This window comes from Nonomuraea sp. NPDC023979 (assembly GCF_040639085.1).
Lineage (GTDB): Bacteria > Actinomycetota > Actinomycetes > Streptosporangiales > Streptosporangiaceae > Nonomuraea > Nonomuraea ceibae.
In genome coordinates, this window is the sequence record NZ_JBEZZG010000024.1 from 45,410 (window position 1) to 65,554 (window position 20,145).

General features: G+C 71.2%; 19 protein-coding genes. 9 read left to right on the forward strand and 10 right to left on the reverse strand.

The window, feature by feature from the left end; genetic code table 11:
• Positions 1–61: 61 nt before the first annotated feature.
• On the forward strand, positions 62–1,291 hold the full coding sequence (locus AB0G11_RS32975) for a cytochrome P450 (RefSeq protein ID WP_308126103.1): 1,230 nt from the start codon (positions 62–64) through the stop codon (positions 1,289–1,291).
• On the opposite strand, the gene AB0G11_RS32980 is transcribed toward AB0G11_RS32975, so the two are convergent.
• The 5 genes from AB0G11_RS32980 to AB0G11_RS33000 form a co-directional block, all read right to left on the reverse strand.
• Positions 1,281–2,657 carry an MFS transporter gene (locus AB0G11_RS32980; protein ID WP_357590562.1) on the reverse strand — a complete coding sequence of 459 codons (1,377 nt, stop codon included), beginning with the start codon at positions 2,655–2,657 and terminating at the stop codon, positions 1,281–1,283. The genes AB0G11_RS32975 and AB0G11_RS32980 overlap by 11 nt on opposite strands.
• Entirely contained in the window at positions 2,654–3,253 is a 600-nt protein-coding gene (locus AB0G11_RS32985) for a TetR/AcrR family transcriptional regulator (RefSeq protein ID WP_219513998.1), read from the reverse strand. Before AB0G11_RS32985 ends, AB0G11_RS32980 begins: the two co-directional genes overlap by 4 nt.
• A gap of 21 nt (positions 3,254–3,274) precedes the next feature.
• On the reverse strand, positions 3,275–3,919 hold the full coding sequence (locus AB0G11_RS32990; RefSeq protein WP_219513990.1) for a biliverdin-producing heme oxygenase: 645 nt from the start codon (positions 3,917–3,919) through the stop codon (positions 3,275–3,277).
• A 691-nt stretch (positions 3,920–4,610) separates the two neighbouring features.
• On the reverse strand, positions 4,611–5,273 hold the full coding sequence (locus tag AB0G11_RS32995) for a response regulator transcription factor (protein ID WP_219519048.1): 663 nt from the start codon (positions 5,271–5,273) through the stop codon (positions 4,611–4,613).
• Positions 5,270–6,523 (reverse strand): sensor histidine kinase, encoded by a 1,254-nt coding sequence (locus AB0G11_RS33000; RefSeq protein WP_357590564.1) that lies wholly within the window; start codon positions 6,521–6,523, stop codon positions 5,270–5,272. Before AB0G11_RS33000 ends, AB0G11_RS32995 begins: the two co-directional genes overlap by 4 nt.
• Before the next feature lie 175 nt (positions 6,524–6,698).
• Between AB0G11_RS33000 and lon the strand changes: the two genes are divergently transcribed.
• The 7 genes from lon (at position 6,699) to AB0G11_RS33035 (ending at position 15,447) form a co-directional block, all read left to right on the forward strand.
• Complete coding sequence (gene lon, locus AB0G11_RS33005; protein WP_219519044.1) at positions 6,699–9,059, forward strand: endopeptidase La; 2,361 nt, start codon at positions 6,699–6,701, stop codon at positions 9,057–9,059.
• A gap of 154 nt (positions 9,060–9,213) precedes the next feature.
• On the forward strand, positions 9,214–10,320 hold the full coding sequence (locus AB0G11_RS33010; protein ID WP_357590566.1) for a Fic family protein: 1,107 nt from the start codon (positions 9,214–9,216) through the stop codon (positions 10,318–10,320).
• Between the two features lie 301 nt (positions 10,321–10,621).
• Positions 10,622–11,572: an ATP-binding cassette domain-containing protein gene (locus AB0G11_RS33015; protein WP_219519041.1), complete on the forward strand. Its 951-nt coding sequence runs from the start codon at positions 10,622–10,624 to the stop codon at positions 11,570–11,572.
• 43 nt (positions 11,573–11,615) lie between these two features.
• Positions 11,616–12,272, forward strand: coding sequence for a methionine ABC transporter permease (locus AB0G11_RS33020; protein ID WP_219519039.1), 657 nt, complete (start codon positions 11,616–11,618; stop codon positions 12,270–12,272).
• Positions 12,273–12,282: 10 nt separating this feature from the next.
• Entirely contained in the window at positions 12,283–13,122 is an 840-nt protein-coding gene (locus tag AB0G11_RS33025; RefSeq protein WP_357590568.1) for a MetQ/NlpA family ABC transporter substrate-binding protein, read from the forward strand.
• Between the two features lie 132 nt (positions 13,123–13,254).
• Positions 13,255–13,818, forward strand: a complete 564-nt coding sequence (locus tag AB0G11_RS33030) for a hypothetical protein (protein WP_219519033.1) — start codon at positions 13,255–13,257, stop codon at positions 13,816–13,818.
• 93 nt (positions 13,819–13,911) lie between these two features.
• Complete coding sequence (locus tag AB0G11_RS33035) at positions 13,912–15,447, forward strand: AMP-binding protein (RefSeq protein WP_357590570.1); 1,536 nt, start codon at positions 13,912–13,914, stop codon at positions 15,445–15,447.
• Positions 15,448–15,486: 39 nt separating this feature from the next.
• On the opposite strand, the gene AB0G11_RS33040 is transcribed toward AB0G11_RS33035, so the two are convergent.
• On the reverse strand, positions 15,487–15,963 hold the full coding sequence (locus AB0G11_RS33040) for a VOC family protein (protein WP_219509384.1): 477 nt from the start codon (positions 15,961–15,963) through the stop codon (positions 15,487–15,489).
• Between the two features lie 244 nt (positions 15,964–16,207).
• Here AB0G11_RS33040 and AB0G11_RS33045 point away from each other — a divergent pair, with 244 nt between their 5' ends.
• Positions 16,208–17,449, forward strand: a complete 1,242-nt coding sequence (locus tag AB0G11_RS33045; RefSeq protein WP_219509385.1) for a trypsin-like peptidase domain-containing protein — start codon at positions 16,208–16,210, stop codon at positions 17,447–17,449.
• An 81-nt stretch (positions 17,450–17,530) separates the two neighbouring features.
• Here the strand turns inward: AB0G11_RS33045 and AB0G11_RS33050 are convergent, their stop codons facing one another.
• Genes AB0G11_RS33050 through AB0G11_RS33065 form a run of 4 tightly spaced genes read right to left on the reverse strand, consistent with a single transcriptional unit; the run spans position 17,531 to position 20,079 of the window.
• On the reverse strand, positions 17,531–18,271 hold the full coding sequence (locus tag AB0G11_RS33050; RefSeq protein WP_357590572.1) for an ABC transporter permease: 741 nt from the start codon (positions 18,269–18,271) through the stop codon (positions 17,531–17,533).
• Positions 18,264–19,145 (reverse strand): ABC transporter ATP-binding protein, encoded by an 882-nt coding sequence (locus AB0G11_RS33055; protein WP_357590574.1) that lies wholly within the window; start codon positions 19,143–19,145, stop codon positions 18,264–18,266. Before AB0G11_RS33055 ends, AB0G11_RS33050 begins: the two co-directional genes overlap by 8 nt.
• Positions 19,142–19,459 carry a transcriptional regulator gene (locus tag AB0G11_RS33060; protein ID WP_357590576.1) on the reverse strand — a complete coding sequence of 106 codons (318 nt, stop codon included), beginning with the start codon at positions 19,457–19,459 and terminating at the stop codon, positions 19,142–19,144. Before AB0G11_RS33060 ends, AB0G11_RS33055 begins: the two co-directional genes overlap by 4 nt.
• Complete coding sequence (locus AB0G11_RS33065) at positions 19,456–20,079, reverse strand: hypothetical protein (protein WP_357590578.1); 624 nt, start codon at positions 20,077–20,079, stop codon at positions 19,456–19,458. Before AB0G11_RS33065 ends, AB0G11_RS33060 begins: the two co-directional genes overlap by 4 nt.
• Positions 20,080–20,145: the final 66 nt, after the last annotated feature.

The following is a 20,145-nucleotide window of genomic DNA, read 5'->3' on the forward strand; positions in this document are numbered from 1 at the left end:
AGGAATGTCCGCACCAGCCGAACCCGGTCTTAACTCCACGGGAACGTGCCAGGATAGGCATGTGGACATCGACCTCGCCGATCTCGACTTCTGGCGCAAGCCACTCAAAGAACGACACGAGGCGTTCGCCCGGCTCCGCGATCTGGACCGGCCGGTGTTCTTCCCGGAGAAGAAGGTGCCGTTCCTGCGGTCCGGCAAGGGCTTCTACGCCCTGGTGCGCCACGCCGACGTGGTCGAGGCCAGCCGCAACGCCAAGCTGTTCTCCAGCGAGCCGGCCGTGACCAACCCCGAGCCGCCCGGCTGGGTCAAGCAGGTGTTCGGCGAGTCCATGGTCAACATGGACGACCCCCGGCACGCCCGGCTGCGCCGCATCGTCACCCGGTCGTTCAGCCCGCGCATGCTCGCCGGGCTGCAGTCCGGCATCGAGGCCGCGTGCGCCCGCATCGTCGACGACGCCGTCAAGGAGGGGCCGCGCGACTTCGTCTCCCAGATCGCAGCCCGGCTCCCCATCCACGTCATCTGCGACATGCTCGACATCCCCGCCGAGCTGCGGGCCAAGGTCCACCAGCACGTCGACGTGTCCACCGCCTACACCGGCGTCCGGCCCAGCCTGGCCCGCAGCGTCCAGCTCGCCGGGCAGAACATGCTGGCCCTGCTCGCCCTCCAGCGCATGGTGATCAAGCTCGGGCACGAGCGCGCCGCCGACCCCAAGGGCGACCTGATCTCCCTGCTCGTCACCGCCAACCCCGACGGCGAGAAGCTCACCGACCGCGAGCTCGGCTCGTTCTTCGCGCTCCTGCTCGTGGCCGGCAACGAGACCGCACGCAACACCATGGCCCACGGCATCAAGCTCCTCACCGACAACCCGGCCCAGCGCGAACTGCTGATGAGCGACTTCGACGCGCACATCGCCGGCGCCGTCGAGGAGATGGTCCGCTACGTCTCACCGATCATGCAGTTCCGCCGCACCGTCACCGAGGACTGCGCGCTGCGCGACCTGGAGCTGAAGAAGGGCGACAAGGTCGTGCTCTTCTACGGCTCCGCCAACCGGGACGAGTCGGTCTTCCCGGATGCCGACCGGTTCGACATCACCCGCGACACCAAGCCGCACGTCGGCTTCGGCGGCCCCGGCCCGCACTTCTGCCTCGGCGCCAACCTGGCCCGCCAGGAGATGCGCACGATGTTCCGCGAGCTGCTGACCCGGCTGCCGGAGATCCGCTCCGTCGGCGAGCCCGAGCTGCTGGTGTCCAACTTCGACAACAGCGTCCGCAGGCAGGCGTTCACGTTCTGAGCACGTTCTCCCGGATCGAGACCGCGGTGATCAGCGCGGCCACCGCCATCATCCCCGCGCTGATCAGCATCGCCTGCCGGAACCCGGCGTCGAACACCGGCGCGTTCTGGAACGCGTCGCCGACCAGGCCCACCAGCGGCGGCACCGCCGCCACCGCGAGCAGCCCGCCGGTGCGCGCCACCGCGTTGTTGATCCCGCTCGCCGTGCCCGCGTAGCGGTCGTCGACCGTGGCCAGCACGGTCGCCGTCAGCGGCGCCACCGCCGCCGACAGGCCGAGCCCGAACACGGTGACCGCCGGCAGCACCTGAAGCACGTACGAGGCCCCGGGGCCGATCGTGCTCATCCACACGAACCCCACGCCCGCCAGCGCGATGCCGCACGTCATCGGCAGCCGCGGCCCGACGCGCTTGGCCAGGTCGCCCGCCCGCGGCGACAGCACCAGCATCAGCACCGTGACCGGCAGCAGCGCCGAGGCCGCCGCCACCGGAGTGAACCCCGACACCACGATGAGCTGCACCGCCAGCAGGAAGAACACCACACCCATCGCGCCGTACATGATCAGCGTCACGACGTTCACCGCGCTGAACACCCGGCTGCGGAACAGCCCCACCGGCACCAGCGCGTCAGGCGACCTGCGCCGCTCCAGCCACACGAACGCCACGCCCAGCGCCACGCCCGCGCCCAGCACCACCGGCGCGCCCAGCTCGATCAGCCCGTACGTGATCCCCGCCAGCGCGAGCGCGGCCAGCGCCGCCCCCAGCACGTCGAAACGGCCCGTGGCGGACTCGTCGCGGCTCTCGGGCACGTGCCGCGCCGTCACCAGCACCACCAGCGCCGCGAACGGCAGATTGATCAGGAACGCCCACCGCCAGCCCACGGTCTGCACCATCAGCCCGCCCAGCAGCGGCCCCACCGCGCTCGCCACCCCGCCGAGCCCCGACCAGACGCCGATCGCGCGCGGCCGGTCGGCGCGGTCGAACGACGCCTGGATGATCGCCAGCGAGCCCGGCGTGAGCAGCGCCCCGCCCACCCCCTGCAACGCGCGGGCCGCCACCAGGAACTCGATGTTCGGCGCCAGCCCGCACAGCGCCGACGCCAGCGCGAACCAGACCGTGCCGACGAGGAACACCCGCCGCCGGCCGTAACGGTCGCCCAGCGAGCCGCCCAGCAGGATCAGCCCCGCCAGCGTCAGCGTGTAGGCGTTGACCGTCCACTGCAGCCCCGCCATGCCCGTGCGCAGCTCCGCGCCCAGATACGGCAGCGCCACGTTGACCACCGTGCTGTCGAGCATCGCCAGGCCCGAGCCGAGCACCGTGGCGGCGAGCACCCAGCGGCCCTGCGCCGACCTGATCGCCAGATGGCTCATCGCGAGGCCGCGAGCGCGCGCAGCACGAACCCGGAGACCACCTCGGCCGCCTGGTCCACCGTGACCGCGCCGCTGATCAGCGGAACCCGCTCGGCGCCGACCACCGCGAGGATCATGCGGCTCGTCGCCGCCCGGTCGGCCACCTGGAAGTCACCCGAGGCGACGCCGCCGTCAAGGATGTCCAGCAGCACCCGCTGCATCGGCGCCACGTGCTCGGCCAGCCGCTGGTAGGCGTCCGGCCCCAGCGCCGCGCCCAGATCGGCCGCCCCCGGATGCGGGTGCGCCAGCAGCCCCTCGAGCTGCAGCCGCACGAACGCCCGCAGCCGGTCGGCCGGCGAGGCGTCCTCCGGCAGGCCGCGCTCGTAGCTGTCGATGAAGTAACTCGTCACCCGCTCGGCGAACGCCAGCAGCAGCGCCGCCTTGTCCGGGTAGTAGTTGTAGAGCACGGTGCGGGTGATGCCGGCCTCGCCCGCCACGTCCGTCATCGAGATGGCGTCGATGCCCTGCACCCTCGACAGGCGCGAGACGGCCTGCAGGATCCGGTCGCGCGTCTGGGCACGGTGCTCGCCGATGGTGGCGGCGGAGATGCGGGGCATAGGGCCATCGTAGGCTTTCGCTCAGGCGGCGGCCCGTAGCGTGTGCATGAGTTCGGCCAGGACCTCGGTGTTGAGCTGGTACGCCAGCCGCACCTCGCGGATGATCCGCTGCCGCTCCCGCTCGTCGAGCTCCAGCGCGTCCAGCCGCGCCCGATACTCGTCCTTGAACCGGGGCAGGCTGCCCACCTCGTCGAACACGTAGAAGTCGGCACCCCCGCCGCCCCTGCGGTAGCCGTAGATCTTCTCCAGCTCCATCCGGATGAACTGCCCGCCGGACAGGTCGCCGAGATAGCGGGTGTAGTGGTGGGCGATGTAGCCGCCCGGCCAGTCGGCCACCTGCTCGATCCGCGCGACCAGCGTGCGCGTCGCCTTCGACGGCGCGATCCGCTCCCGCCAGCCCGGCCCGTACACCGTCGCCAGATCCCGCTCCAGCGCCGCCTCCCGGTAGAGCTCCGGGAAGACGAACCGGCCCGCCACCGGGTGCCCGCTCAGCCCGCGCGACACCGAGTCGAGGGCGACGTAGGCGAAGTAGTGCTGGGCGACCATCTCGCCGTACTCGGGCTCGCTCAGGCGGCCGCCCATCAGCTCCTTGAGATAGCTCTCCCCCTCGGCCGACTCGTGGTCGCCCCAGGTGGCGGCTCTCAGGGTCTCGGAGAACGAGGTCACGGCTCACCCCAACATGTGCACGGCTCTTTCATGACACAGTGTCACAAACCTTGGGTGTGGCGGTCAAGTGGATGACGACACCATGTCACCAACCGTACGTACCCACCGTCACCACCCCCGACCCCCACCCAATACCCCCACCACCCCGCCCCCCACCTACACCAGCCCCGACCTCGAGCTCCGACCCGCCCCAGCCCCCAGCCCCCAGCCCCCAGCCCTCAGGCCCCTGGCGCCGCCCCGAGGCCCCCTGCCCCCGGCCTCCGGGCCTCCGGGCCTCCGGGCCTCTGGACCCGGCCGCCCCGGACCCCGAGGTGCCCGGCCCCCTGGCACCCGGCCCCGGACCCTGGGCCCATTGGCTCCTACCCCCCGGGCACCCGGACCCCGCCTCCTGGCTCGCGACCCCGGCCCCCAGGCCCCGGGCCCCGGCCCTGGCCAGGGCCGTCCGTGCTGGGGCCGGGCGCTCGTGTGGTCGCCCGTCACTCCCTACGGTGGCGGGGTGGGCGCGGGTGCACGGGTGCATCGGCGGGCCGGCGCATCGGCGGCCGGCGGGTCGGCGGGCCGGAGGGGCCCCGGCGTTTCGGCGGCCCGCAGAGTGCACCCGGGCGTGTCGGCAAGGTGGGCAGGCTGCGCGGTGCATCGGCCCTCCGGCGGGCCAGGCGCCCCAGGTGTGTCGGTGTCGTGCGGTGCGCGGCTACTCGCCTGGGCGTACGAGCCCGGTTTCGTAGGCGTAGACGATGGCCTGGGCGCGGTCGCGGAGGCCGAGTTTCATCAGGACGCGCCCCACGTGGGTCTTGACCGTCTGCTCCGCCAGCACGAGCTTGTCGGCGATCTCCTGGTTGGACAGCGCCTGGGCGATGAGCGTGAGGACCTCGGTCTCGCGGTCGGTGAGCTCGCCGAGGCGGCTGTCGGCGGGGGAGGAGGCGCGGGGGCGGGGCAGTTTGGCGAACTCGTGGATGAGCCGCCGGGTGATCGCCGGGGCGATGAGGGCGTCGCCGGCGGCGACGATGCGCACGGCTTCGGCGAGCTGGGCGGCGGAGGCGTCCTTGAGGAGGAACCCGCTGGCCCCGGCCCGCAGGGCCTCGTAGACGTAGTCGTCGAGGTCGAACGTCGTCAGGATGAGCACCTTGGACCGCGCGCCGGAGGCCAGCAGGCGGCGGGTGGCCTCCAGGCCGTCCATGACGGGCATGCGCACGTCCATGAGCACCACGTCGGGGGCCAGCTCGGCGGCGCGCTCGATCGCCTCGCGGCCGTCGGCGGCCTCGCCCACGACCTGGATGTCCGGTTGCGCGCTCAGGAACACGGTGAACCCCGTGCGCACCATGCCCTGGTCGTCGGCGATCAGCACCCGGATCACCCGGCCCCCCGTTCGTCGATCGGCAGTGTCGCGGTCACCTGGAAACCTCCCACGGGCACCGGGCCGGCGTCGAGCGTGCCGCCGAGCAGGGCGGCCCGTTCGCGCATGCCGACGAGGCCCTGCCCGGCGCCGGGCTCGCCGGCGGGGGAGGAGCCGGGCCCGTTGGTGACGTGCAGCCGCAGCCCGGTGTCGTCGCGGCCGATGTCGAGCATGACGGTGGCGCCGGGGGCGTGGCGCATGGCGTTGCTGAGCGACTCCTGGATGATCCGGTAGGCCGACAGGCCCACCGCCGGCGGCAGCCCGTCGACCGATTCGGGCCGTTTGACCAGCACGGACAGCCCGGTGGCGCGGGCGTTGGCGACGAGCTCGTCGATGCGGTCGAGGCCGGGCTGGGGCGCGGTGTCGGTGCGGCCCTCCTGGTCGCGCAGCACGCCGAGCACCTGGCGCAGCTGGGCGATCGCCTCCAGGGACAGGCCGCGGATCTCGGCCAGGCCGGCTTCCAGCTGGGCCGGATCGCCCGCCGCCCGCAGCGGCACGGCCTCGGCCTGGATGGCGATCACCGACATGTGGTGCGCGACGACGTCGTGCAGCTCGCGGGCGATGCGGGCGCGCTCCTCCAGCACGGCCTGGGCGCCCTCGGCCTCCTGGGTGCGCCGCTCCTCGGCGAGCAGCCGGGCGGTGGCGTTGCGTCGCACCCGCACGTTGTAGCCGAACAGGACGGCGATCGTCACCATGGTGAGCGCGATGGCCACCGAGTCGGGATGGAAGAGCCAGGTCGCCAGCGCGGTCAGCGCCCAGACCGCGACCGTGATCCGCCGGTCGCAGCGCACCGCCACCGCGTAGGTCACCAGCAGGTAGCAGATGATCGCCGGCGCCGTGTAGGGCAGCGTGTCGTCGGAGGGACGCTCGCGCATCCAGATCGTGAGGGGGATCAGCCCGGCGGCGATCCGCCAGGCGACCAGCGGGTGGCGTCCGCGCAGCGCCAGGGGCAGGGAGAAGGCGAAGGCCGCCACGTACGGCAGGAACTGGCCCAGGGCGCCGCCCCCGCGCAGGCCCGCCCGCTCGGAGGCCGTGGTGACGAAGAAGAGGGCGGCCAGCGCCAGATCGCCGGCCTGCACGAGGTCGATCCGGCGGAACGGCAGCAGGCCGAGCCAGCGCGGCACGCGCACGGTGAGGCGGCGGGGCGGCGGCGGGTCGGCGTCGCCCCGATAGAGCGCGAGCCTGAGCGGCTCCAGCACTGCCGAGAACACCCCCGAAGCCTACGAGCCGCGAGGTCCTGGCCGCGTCGGACCAAGGGTTGATCCGCCCTCACCCTCAGGTATGGCTTACAACATTACGATCGCTGTGAGCGAACATCGGCAGAGAAGGGAACAACGATGGGCTCCAATGAATTGAGTCGATGTAACTCAACCCTTTGGAGTTCGCATGAGTGAGAGCTTGATCCTCCCGGTCCTGCCGCTGGACGACGAGGTCGTCCTGCCGGGCATGGTGGTTCCGCTGGACCTGTCCGACTCCGAGGTGCGCTCCGCCATAGACGCGGCACAGGCATCCGGTGGCAACAAGCCACGGGTCCTGCTCGTTCCCCGGATCGACGGCCGTTACGGCGCCGTGGGCGTACAGGCCGTGGTCGAGCAGGTCGGGAGGCTGCCGGGCGGCGAGCCCGCCGCCGTCGTCCGCGGTGTCAACCGGGTGCGGGTGGGCACCGGCACGACCGGCCCCGGCGCTGCGCTGTGGGTCGAGGCCATCACGATCGACACGGTCGCCGCCGGCGAGCGCGCCCAGGAGCTGGCCAAGGAGTACAAGGCCCTGGCCACCACGATCCTGCAGAAGCGCGGCGCCTGGCAGGTCGTCGACCAGGTCAACCAGATCGACGACCCGTCGGTGCTGGCCGACAGCTCCGGCTACACGCCCTGGCTGACCACCGCCCAGAAGGTCGAGCTGCTGGAGGCGGCCGACCCCGCCGACCGGCTGGCCAAGCTCGTCGAGTGGTCCCGCGAGCACCTCGCCGAGCTGGACGTGGCCGAGACGATCCGCAAGGACGTCCAGGAGGGAATGGAGAAGCAGCAGCGCGAGTTCCTGCTGCGCCAGCAGCTCGCCGCCGTCCGCAAGGAGCTCAAGGAGCTCAACGGCGACTCGGCCGAGACCGAGGAGGAGGACTACCGCGCCCGCGTCGAGGCCGCCGACCTGCCGCAGAAGGTGCGCGAGGCCGCGCTCAAGGAGGTCGACAAGCTGGAGCGGACCTCCGAGCAGTCCCCGGAGACCGGCTGGATCCGCACCTGGCTCGACACCGTCCTCGACATCCCGTGGAACGAGCGCACCGAGGACAACTACGACATCACCGGCGCCCGCGCCGTGCTGGACGCCGACCACACCGGCCTGGCCGACGTCAAGGATCGCATCATCGAGCACCTGGCCGTGCGCAAGCGCCGTCAGGACAAGGGGCTCGGCGTCGTGAGCGGCCGCCGCAGCGGCGCCGTCCTCGCCCTGTCGGGCCCGCCCGGGGTCGGCAAGACCTCGCTCGGCGAGTCCGTGGCCCGCGCGATGGGCCGCAAGTTCGTCCGCGTGGCGCTCGGCGGCGTCCGCGACGAGGCGGAGATCCGCGGCCACCGGCGCACCTACGTCGGCGCGCTGCCCGGCCGCATCGTCCGCGCGATCCGCGAGGCCGGCTCGATGAACCCGGTCGTCCTGCTCGACGAGATCGACAAGGTCGGCGCCGACTACCGGGGCGACCCCACGGCCGCGCTGCTGGAGGTGCTCGACCCGGCGCAGAACCACACGTTCCGCGACCACTACCTGGAGGTCGAGCTCGACCTGAGCGACGTGCTGTTCCTGGCCACGGCCAACGTCCTGGAGGCGATCCCCGGGCCGCTGCTCGACCGCATGGAGGTCGTCACGCTCGACGGCTACACCGAGGACGAGAAGGTCGCGATCGCCCGCGACCACCTGCTGCCCCGCCAGCTCGACCTGGCCGGCCTGACCGCCGACGAGGTCACCGTCCAGGACGACGCGCTGCGCAGGCTCGCCGCCGAGTACACCCGCGAGGCCGGCGTCCGCTCCCTGGAGCGCTCGGTCGCCCGCATCCTGCGCAAGGTCGCGGCCAACGACGAGCTGCCCGTCACGGTCGGCGCCGACGACCTGGTCGGCTACCTGGGACGGCCCCGGTTCGTGCCGGAGTCGTCGCTGCCGGAGGCCACCCAGCGCACCTCGGTGCCCGGCGTCGCCACGGGCCTGGCCGTCACCGGCGCGGGCGGCGACGTCCTGTACGTGGAGGCGTCGCTGGCCGACCCCGAGACCGGCGAGACCGGCCTCACGCTGACCGGCCAGCTCGGCGACGTGATGAAGGAGTCGGCCCGCATCGCGATGTCCTACCTGCGCTCCCACGGCGCGGAGCTGGAGCTGCCGGTCACCGCGCTGAAGGACCGGTCGGTGCACGTCCACTTCCCGGCGGGCGCCGTGCCCAAGGACGGCCCCTCCGCGGGCGTGACGCTGACGACCGCGCTGGCCTCGCTGCTGTCGGGCCGCCTGGTCCGCGGCGACGTGGCCATGACCGGTGAGATCTCGCTGACCGGGCGGGTCCTGCCGATCGGCGGCGTCAAGCAGAAGCTGCTCGCGGCGCACCGGGCGGGCATCACGACCGTCCTGATCCCGGCCCGCAACGAGCCGGACCTGGACGACGTGCCCCAGGAGGTGCGCGACGAGCTCACCATCCACGCGGTGAGCGACGTGCGCGAGGTTCTCGACATCGCCCTCGCCCCGGCCCAGGTCGCCACCACGGTCGCGGCCTGACGCCCGTCCGCCGACGCCCCGCCGTGTCCCGACACGGCGGGGCGTCGGCATTTCGTACGGCGGGGTGTCGGGAATAGATGGATAAATCATCCCGCTGTTTGACTGAATGATTCGCGCATGCTTGCCTGACCTCATGCTGTACGACACACCCGCGTTGGAGCCGGAGGACAAGGCCGTCCTCCAAGAGGTCGAGGAGATGCGGCGGGATCTCAAGTACCGGCTCGCCGAGACCCACCGCTGGGACGGCCAGCTCCGCCGCCAGCTCCAGGCCAGAGCCATTCAGGGGTCCAACTCCATCGAGGGCTACCGGGCCAGCGTGGAGGACATCGAGTCCATCATGGAGGGGGAGGAGCCGCTGGAGGCGTCCGCCTCGGTCACCCGGGAGATCGCCGGCTACCAGCAGGCGCTCACCTACATCCAGCACCTGTCACGGGCCCCGAAGTTCCGCTACGACGCGGGCTTGCTCAACGCGCTCAACTTCATGATGATCGGGCATCACCGCGACAAGGGGCCGGGGGTGGTGCGACCCGGCGGCATCTACATCCGCAACTCGGAGACGGGTGAGGTGGTCTACGAAGGGCCTGACGCCGAATTGGTGCCTGGCCTGCTGGGTGAGCTGGTCCATTGGCTCAATGAGGGCGATCTGGATGCTCCCAGCTATGTCCGGGCAGCCATGGCGCACCTCAATCTGGTGAAGATCCACCCGTGGCGGGACGGCAACGGGCGGATGTCGAGGGCGCTGCAGACGCTCGTCCTCGGACGGGACCGGATCACCACCCCGGAGTTCTCGTCAATCGAGGAATGGCTGGGGCAACACCGGGCCACACTGGACGACTACGACGTTCTCGGTGAGGTCGGTGGGCGCCGATGGGGCCCGCACGGCGACACCCTGCCCTGGGTGCGGTTCTGTCTGCGGGCTCATCACATGCAGGCGCAGCGGGTCGGGCAGCGGCTGGCGCAGGCGGGGGAGATCTGGATGCTCCTCGAGGAAGAGGTGGACCGTGAAGGGCTCAACGTCCGTTGCGTGGCCGCCCTCTACGAGGTGTTCGTGAACCGGAGGGTCCGCCGCAGCCGTTATCAGGCGGATGAGGGGCTGAGTCAGGGGCAGGCGGCGCGGGATCTGCGGGATCTGGCCGCGCGCAAGTGGTTGCAGCCGTACGGGGAGACGAAGGGGCGCTTCTACGAGCCGGGCCCTCGGATGCTGGCGATCAGGGCGGAGTTCGCGGGGCGGGTGCGGCCGTTGCGGGACCCGTACCGGTAAGTGATGCAGATCACCCGGCAAGTCCGGAATACCGGGCGGCACGCAGGCCGTTGACCACGGCGTGAACGAGGCATACGCGGACCGCCGGAGCGCCATGGGCCCCCGGTGTTGTCGCATGTGTACGGGGCGAATGCGTACCCCCCGCACCCGCTGACGATCCGCCGTCTCCTCGAAGGTCACCATGATCACTCCGCACTTCGTGCTGCGCAGGCTGAGCCACCTGCCGTACCACCCCGGCACCGCGTAGCCCCCACCTTTCGCGTACCGACGTTTGTTCGTTCCAGATCTGTGGGGAATTGTTGTGATTCAGGCTTCCGGCCTGCGCAAGTCGTACGGCGGCACCGTCGCGCTGGACGGCGTCGACCTGCACGTGCGCCAGGGTGAGATCTACGGCGTGGTGGGCCAGAGCGGCGCGGGCAAGAGCACGCTGCTGCGCTGCGTCAACCTGCTCGAACGCCCTGACGCGGGCACCGTCACGGTCGACGGGCAGGAGCTGACCGCGCTGAGCGGCAAGGAGCTGAACCTGGCCCGCCGCCGCATCGGCATGATCCACCAGCATTTCGCGCTGCTGTCCTCGCGCACCGTCGCGGGGAACGTGGCCTTCCCCCTGGAGGTCATGGGCGTCCCGGCGGCCGAGCGCCGCCGCCGCGTCGGCGAGCTGCTGGAGCTGGTCGGGCTCGGCGGGCGTGGCGGCGACCGGCCGAACCAGCTCTCCGGCGGGCAGAAGCAGCGCGTGGGCATCGCCCGCGCGCTGGCCGGCAATCCGTCGGTGCTGCTGTCGGACGAGGCCACGTCCGCGCTGGACCCGGCCACCACGCAGTCGATCCTGGCCCTGCTCAAGCGGCTCAACACCGAGCTCGGCCTGACGATCCTGCTCATCACTCACGAGATGGACGTGATCAAGAGCGTCTGCGACTCGGCCGCCATCATGGCCGGAGGCCGGGTCGAGGAGTCCGGCGCCATCGCGGACCTGATCAGGACGCCCGGGTCGCGGCTGACCCGGGAGATCTTCCCGCTGCCCGAGCCCGCGCCCGCGGGGTCGGTCACGCTCACCTTCACCGGCGACCCGCGCCAGCCGGTGGTGTCGGAGGTCGTGCGGAAGTTCGACGTGGACCTGAGCATCCTGGGCGGCTCCATCGAGGAGCTGACGGCCGGCCCGGTCGGCCGCCTGCGCGTCGCCCTCACGGGCGACGAGGCCGCCCCCGCGCTGGACTACCTGCGCGAGCGCGGCCTGCTGGTGGAGACGGCGTGAGCACGGGCGTCAGTACGCGTGCGAGTGCGCGGAGGGGGAAGCGATGACCTGGGACGAGATGGTTCCGCTGCTGGGCGAGGCCACCTGGCAGACGGCGCTGATGGTGGCCTGGTCGACGCTGTTCACGGTGCTGCTCGGGCTGCCGCTCGGAGTGGCGCTGGTGGTGTTCGACCGGGGCGGGCTGCGGCCGATGCCGGTGCTCAAGTCGGCGCTCGGCATGGTCGTGAACGTCGGGCGGTCGCTGCCGTTCATCGTGCTGATGATCGCCATCATCCCGTTCACCCGGCTGGTCGTGGGCACCACGATCGGCACGGCGGCGGTGGTCGTGCCGCTCACGGTGGGCGCGGTGCCGTTCTTCGCCCGGCTGGTCGAGACGGCGCTGCGCGAGGTCGACCGGGACGTGGTGCAGGCCGCGCAGGCGATGGGCGCCGGGCGGACCACGATCGTGCGCAAGGTGCTGCTGCCGGAGGCGCTGCCGGGGATCGTCGCGGGCGTGACCGTGACCGTGGTGGCGCTCATCGGCTACACGGCCATGGCGGGCACGATCGGCGGCGGCGGCCTGGGCGACCTGGCGGTGCGCTACGGATACATGCGCTTCGAGACCGAAATCATGATCGCGACGGTGGTGGTGCTCGTCGTGATCGTGCAGATCATGCAAAGCCTGGGCGATCTGGTCGCTCGGCGTCTTTCACATAAATAAAGGAAAAATCATGAAAATTCGTAGCATCGTAGGCGCGGCCGCCCTCTCCCTGTTGCTCACCGCATGCGGCTCGACACAGTCCGCCACCTCGGACGCCGGCGCGGCCGGCCCGGCCGAGTCGGCCGACACCGTGCTGAAGGTCGGCGCCAGCCCCGTCCCGCACGGCGAGATCCTCGCCTACGTGAAGGACAACCTGGCCCCGGCCGCCGGCCTGAAGCTGGAGATCGTGGAGTTCACCGACTACGTCCAGCCGAACATCCAGCTCAGCGAGGGCCAGCTGGCCGCCAACTTCTTCCAGCACAAGCCGTACCTGGACGACTTCAACGCCTCCAAGGGCACCGAGCTGAGCTTCGTCACCCCGGTGCACCTGGAGCCGCTCGGCCTGTACTCGAAGAAGGCGACGGACCTGGCCGCGCTGCCCTCCGGCGCCACGGTCGCCGTGCCGAACGACGCCACCAACCTGGGCCGCGCCCTCAAGCTGCTGGCTGACAACGGCACGATCACCCTCAAGGAGGGCGCCGGCACCGCCGCCACCGAGCGCGACGTCACCGGAAACCCGAAGAACCTGCAGTTCAAGCCGCTGGAGGCGGCACAGCTCCCGCGCTCGCTCGACGACGTGGACGCGGCGGTCATCAACGGCAACTACGCGATCGAGGCCGGGCTCAAGCCCGCCACCGAGGCCCTGGTGCTGGAGAAGACCGAGGGGAACCCGTACGTGAACGGCCTGGTCGTGGCCAAGGGCCACGAGAAGGACGCGAGCATCGTCACGCTCGGCAAGCTCCTCCAGGACCAGAAGGTCAAGGACTTCATCGCGCAGAAGTACCAGGGCTCGGTCATCGCGGCCGGCTGAAGAACGACCGGCTGAGAAATCCGGCTGAAACGAAATTGCTGGACCGTTTCAAGCCGGATGAAAGCCGCGGGCAATGGGGGCGGCGTACGAATACGGGGACAGAAGAACTCACCTCTCCCGAGGAGTCCCCGAATGCGATTCGTCAGCCGGATCCTGATCGGCGTCGCCGCCGCCACCGCGGTCGCGATCGCCGCCCCCGCCGCGGCCTCGGCCACCACGCCGGCCTCCTACGAGGCCGGCTGGGGAGCCTATTTCTCCACCGACCACGACGCCAAGGCCCAGGGCCACGTGAGCGTGGACCAGAAGAAGTACAAGGACTGGTACTGGAAGACGTACTGGGTGAAGAAGCGCGTCTGCTGGAAGGACGCCGACGGCCACAAGAAGTGCAAGTGGGTCACCCAGAAGGTCAAGAAGCACAAGTGGGAGTGGAAGTACGAGGACGTCTTCACCGTGCGCAGCAAGCTCACCAACGACAAGTGGTGGGGCAGGAACAGGTGCGCGTGGGAGGTCTTCAAGGTCGTGACCGGCGAGGGCGACACGTACGTCAAGCGGTTCAAGAACTGCGGCGAGTCCCCGAAGCACTTCTCCTTCTCCGGTACGGACGCCGCCCACATCTACGTGGACGTCAGCCGGGGCCGCGCCTGGGGCCCCACCGGCAAGCACTCGGGCTGGAAGGACGTCTACCACGCCGCGTGACCCACGCCGAGCCGCGGTTCCCGGGAGGGGGGCCGCGGCTCCGCCGTGTCCGGGTCCTGGCGCGGGACGAATCGGCAGAATAGTGTTCGGTCCATGCACCCGGGAGCCATCGCAGCCGTCACCCCCGACAAGCCCGCTGTGATCATGGCGGGCTCCGGAGAGGTCGTCACCTACCGCCGGCTCGACGAGGAGTCGAACCGCCTGGCCCACCTGTTCCGCGCCGCCGGCCTCCAGCCGGGGGACCATGTCGCCTTCATCCTCTCCAACCACCCGCTCTTCCTGGCCGTCGCCTGGGCGGCGCACCGCTCCGGCCTCTACTACACGGCGATCAGCTCGCGGCTGCAGAGCGACGAGCTCGCCTACATCGTCGGCAACTGCGGCGCCCGGGTGTTCATCGCGAGCGCCGACCTGGCCGCCGTCGCCACCTCCGTCACCGACGCCACCCCCGGCGTGGAGCTGCGCCTGATGCTCGACGGCGTCGCCGAGGGCTTCACCTCGTACGAGGAGGCCGTGGCGGCGCACCCGGCCACCCCGATCCCCGACGAGTGCCAGGGCGCCGACATGCTCTACTCCTCGGGCACCACCGGCAGGCCCAAGGGCGTCAAGCCCGCCCTGTCCAAGGCGCCGCTGGCCGAGCCGAACGTGCTGCTCAAGCTCATCGAGGGCCTGTTCGCGCCCACGGCCGACAGCGTCTACCTGTCGCCGGCGCCGCTCTACCACGCAGCGCCGCTGCGCTACTGCATGTCCTTCCAGCGGCTCGGCGCGACCGTCGTCGTCATGGAGCGCTTCGACCCCGAGCAGTACCTGGCCCTGGTGGAGAAGCACCGGGTCACGCACTCGCAGCTCGTGCCGACGATGTTCGTCAAGATGCTCAAGCTGCCCGAGGAGACGCGCAACCGCTACGACCTGTCGTCGCTGACGTGCGCCGTCCACGCCGCCGCGCCCTGCCCGGTCCCGGTCAAGGAGCGGATGATCGAGTGGTGGGGGCCCATCGTGCACGAGTACTACGCGGGCACCGAGGGCAACGGCTTCCTGTACGTGAACGCGCACGACTGGCTGGAGCACCGGGGCACGGTGGGGCGTTCGCTGCTCGGCCCCGTGCACGTGTGCGACGAGGAGGGCGAGGAGCTGCCGCCGGGCGAGCACGGCACGGTCTACTTCGAGAGCGCCGCGTTCGAGTATCACGGCGACCCGGACAAGACCCGTTCCGTGCAGGACCCGAAGGGCAGGGGCTGGACGACCCTCGGCGACATCGGCTACCTGGACGACGACGGGTTCCTCTATCTCACCGACCGCCGCTCGTACATGATCATCTCTGGCGGGGTGAACATCTACCCGCAGGAGGCCGAGAACGTGCTGTGCCTGCACCCGCGCGTCGCCGACGTGGCCGTGCTCGGCGTGCCGGACGAGGAGATGGGCGAGCAGGTCAAGGCCGTGGTCGAGCCGGTGTCGATGGACGAGGCCGGGCCGGAGCTGGAGGCGGAGCTGATCGCGTACTGCCGCGAGCGGCTGGCGCACTACAAGTGCCCCAAGTCGGTCGACTTCCGCGCGGAGCTGCCGAGGCACCCGACGGGGAAGCTGTACAAACGCCTGCTGAAGGACGAGTACCGGGCCCGCTACCAGCAGTGACAGGCGCCTCCCGGGCTCCGGCCGAACCGCGGGCAGCTCCTAGTCGCCCGAGCGGCCGGCGTCCGTGCCGAAGCCGTCGTGCGATGCGCGCTCCTCAAGGGTGCTCAGCTCCTGGAACACCGTGATGTGCAGGCCGCCGGGCGCGTCGAGCCGGGCGTTCAGCGACTCCCACGGGGTGACCGTGGGCGGCGCCACCTCGTCCGCGCCCGCGGCGACCAGCCGCCCGGTGGTCTCGCGAGCGTCGTCCACCTCGAACGCCACCCGGAACTTGGGCGCCACCTGCCGTCCGACCTCGACCTCGTCGATCATCTTCTTCTGCGCCGGGTTGGCGATCTCGAGCGTGGCCCGTCCGGCGTCCAGGATCGCCACCCGTGCCCCGTCGCCGCCGCTGAAGGCCGCCTGCTCGGGCAGGCCGAGAACGTCACGGTAGAAGGCCACGGCGGCCTCGTAGTCCTCCGCCTCCACCACCAGCCTGAGCTGGCGGACGGCCGGGCTGCTCTCCTGGGGGGCGCTCATGGGGGCTCCTTCGGGTACGCGGGGTTCGGTGTCCCTGTGCCCAACCCTCGGCCGCCCCCGTTCATTCCGATCGTCGTGGAACGGCGCGGCATCGATTTCCGCGCGATCTGAGTTGCGTAATCGGGCCCCCACCAGCAGTGATAAGCGCCACGTCAGCGCTCTCAGGCTTCTCTGATCAATGCCTTAACCGGCGCTTACGCCGCTCTTGGCACCCTTGAGTCATCGGGACTTGAGGAGATGTGAGATGAACGCGAACGAGCCTCACGAGCAGGGCGCCGGAGGGTGGAGCCAGTTCGGTGACACGCCGCCCTCCGCCGGGGGCTTCCCCCGGCGCGACGACACCCGGGCGATGGCCCAGCCGGTGCCGCCGCCCCCGCCGCCGCCGGCGGGGAAGCCGGGCTTCTCCGCCCGGCAGAAGGCGGTCGCCGGGCTGGCGATGGCGGCCATGGCCATCGTCGGCGGCGTCGTGGGCGGCGCGGTCGTCACCTCCTTCCAGCAGCCGTCCGTCGCCGCGGTGAGCGCGCCGAGCCCGACGTTCAAGCAGGCCTCCAACCCGCTCTCCGTGGCCGAGGTCGCCCGGCGCACGCAGCCGTCCGTGGTGATGATCCAGGGCGCCTCCGGCGAGGGCTCGGGTGTCGTGCTGTCGGCCGACGGGCTGATCCTCACCAACAACCACGTCGTGGTCGGCGCCGCGCAGGGCGGCCAGATGTCGGTCAAATTCAGCGACGGCAAGACGGCCAAGGCCACCGTGGTCGGCACCGACCCGGCCACCGACCTGGCCGTCATCAGGGCCGAGGGCGTCTCCGGGCTCACCGCGGCGCAGCTCGGCGACAGCGGCCGGCTCCAGGTCGGCGACTCGGTGCTGGCGATGGGCAGCCCGCTCGGCCTCGACGGCTCGGTCACCATGGGCATCATCAGCGCCCTGGACCGCACGCTGACGGTCGGCGGCGGCGGGCAGGAGCAGCTTCCCCCGGGCTGGGGGCGCGAGCAGGGCCAGTCGGGCCAGCCGACGACGATCGGCGGCGCCATCCAGACCGACGCCGCCATCAACCCCGGCAACTCGGGCGGCGCGCTCGTCAACGCCTCCGGCCAGGTCGTCGGCATCAACACCGCGATCGCCACGGCCGGCAGCAACGGCAGCATCGGCGTCGGCTTCGCCATCCCGATCAACACCGCCAAGCACGTGTCCGAGCAGCTCATCAGCACCGGCAAGGTCAGGCACGCGTTCCTCGGCGTGAGCGTCACCGACGCCACCGGCGACGTGGCCGGCGCCCTGGTCAGCCAGGTGAACGCCGGAAGCCCGGCGGAGAAGGCCGGGCTGAAGCAGGGAGACCTGATCACCAAGATCGGCGACAAGCCGGTCGACGGCTCCGAGAACGTTGTCGGGCAGGTCAGAGGTTTCAAACCGGGCCAACAGGTTCAGATCACTTATATGAGGGACGGTCGCCAGAGCACCGCCACCGTGACCCTCGAAGAGAAGAAATAACAGAAGCCCCCTCCCGGACGGGTGTGCCGTTGAGATCGCTGCGGACTCGGCGGCACACCCCCCGTACGCGGGGCCCGTACGTCAGGAGTAGCGGCGGCCCTCGTCGCGCCGGTACGCCCACGCCGCGACCGCCCCGGCCACGACCGTCCACACCGCCAGCGTCACCAGCGGCAGCACGCCGGGCTCGACGCCCGTGGTCGCCCACCACACCAGCTCGCCCGCGCCCCGGCTGGGCACGAACTGCGCGACCGTCCGCACCAGCTCCGGCATCATCTCCAGCGGCAGCATCAGCCCGCCCAGGATGGCGAACGGGAAGAACAGCAGCTGCGACACGCCGATCGCCGCCTTCGACGGCAGCAGGAAGCCCAGCACCAGGCCGATCAGCATGAACGGCACCGACGAGACGATCACCGCGCCCACCCCGAGCAGCAGCCGCAGCGGCATCACCGTCGCCTCGGTGAACAGCGCCGCGATCAGCAGCACCGGGACCATCGACACCAGCATCACCGCCGTCGTGGTGATGATGCGGCCCGCGAAGCGCGGCAGCGGCCCGGCGGGCAGCGTGCGCAGGTAGGGGTCCCAGGGCTGCTCCCGGTCCTGCGCCACCGTGATCGACAACCCCATCAGCGCCGCCGACATGGCCCCGACCAGCGTCATCGACCCGGTCGACACCGTCGAGGACAGCGGGTCGTCGCCGACGAACGGCACCGCGAACGCCAGCATCGCGATGGCCGGGAACAGGCTGCTGGCCAGCAGGCCGATCGGCACCCGGATCTGCTCCAGCATCTGGTGCCGGGTGTGGGCCAGGACGAGGCTAGACATGCGCGCTCTCCTTCTCGGTGATGGCGAGGAAGGCCTCCTCGAGCGAACTGGGCCGGATCTCCAGGCCGGAGAACGGCACCCCGCTGCGCACCAGCTCGACGACCAGCTCGTCGGAGTCGGACGTCAGCAGGTGGAAGCGGCCGTCCTCACGGTCGCTGGAGATGAGCCCGGGCAGCTCCGGCAGCCGGTCGGCGACGAGCGAGACCCGTCGCACGCCCACCATGTCGCGCACGGCGCGGACCGTGTCGTCGGCGAGCACCCGGCCCCGGCCGACGACCACGACCCGCTCCGCCAGGGCCTCGATCTCCTCCAGGTAGTGGCTGGTCAGCAGGACGGTGCCGCCGGACTCGTGGTAGGCCTTGACGCCGTCCCACAGCGTGCGCCTGGCCTCGACGTCGAGCCCGGTGGTCGGCTCGTCCAGGAACACCATCCGCGGGTTGCCCGCGAACGCCAGCGCCACGGCCAGCCGCCGCTTCTGCCCGCCGGACAGCCCGCCGACCTGCCGCTTGGCCAGGTCCTCCAGCCCGAACCTGGCCAGCAGCTCCGCCTTGCCCGCCGCGTCGGGGTAGTGCGCCGACACCAGGTCCACGATCTCGCCCACCCGCAGCGCCTCGGGCAGGCCGGTCTCCTGCGGCGTGACGCCGATGCCGCGCCGCACCAGCGGGTCGGCGGGGGAGCCGCCGAGCAGCTCCACCAGCCCCGACGACGGGCGGCGCAGCCCCACGAACAGGTTGATCAGCGTCGACTTGCCGGCCCCGTTGGGACCCAGGAGCCCGACGATCTCGCCCGCGCGGATCTCCAGCGACACCCGGTCGAGCGCCACCACCTCGCCGTAGCGGCGTGTGGCCTCGACGGCTCTGGCCAGGACGGTCATGCGGTGCCTCCCGCGGTGTCGAGCAGGGCGCGGATCGCCCTGGTGTAGTCCTCCAGGGCCGCCCGGCCCCGTTTCGTCATGGCGACGTACGTGACGGGCGTGCGGCCCTTGTGGGTCTTGACGATGCGCACGTACTCCGCCTCCTCCAGCTTGGACAGGTGCACGGACAGGTTCCCGGCGGTCATGCCGAGCAGGTCCTTGAGGGACGGGAAGGCCATCTCGTCGCCTTCCGGCAGCGTGTTGAGCGTGACCATCACCCGCAGCCGGGCCTGGGCGTGGATGACCGGGTCGAGCTCCGGGGCGGCGTCGGTCACGAGCGCCGCCACAGCCACAGCCCCACGGCGATCTGGCCGCCGCCGAGCAGGACCGCCGTCAGCAGCGCGTGCCAGCCCGCCCCGACCAGCACGCCGACCCCGTTGACGGCGGCGATCCAGACGCCGAGGAAGAACATCGGCCACTGCAGCCAGAGCGCGCCGCCCGCCATGTAGAGGATCGCCACCACGGTCAGCATGCCGCCCGCCCACAGCAGGCCGGACAGCTCCGGAGGCAGCAGCGGCGACACGCGCATCGCGATCAGGATCATCAGCACCATGCCGGCGAACCACGTGTAGCCGTACATGGTGCCCCTGGCCTGGTTGTCGCCGCGCGTGTGGCCGCTCATCCGGACGATCTCGTACGCCGCCACCGACCCGGCCACGATCTGGGCGACCATCAGCACGGTCAGCGCCTGCATCTGGCCGATCGGCGCGTACGACTCGCCGTGCAGGCCGTAGTGCAGGAAGAACGCGGTGAAGCCGACGAGCCAGGCCACGCCCCACGGCACGTACATCCGCAGCGGGTTGGGCTGCAGCGCCCGCGCCGTGGCGGCGCGCTGCTGCTCGATGACCCGCAGCGTCTCCTCGGGGCTCGGGATCCGCTCGCCGTCTTCTGTCATCCCAACTCCTCTTGGCCTCAAACTGGTTTGTACTTTAAACCAGCTTGCCACGCCAACGCAAGGTGA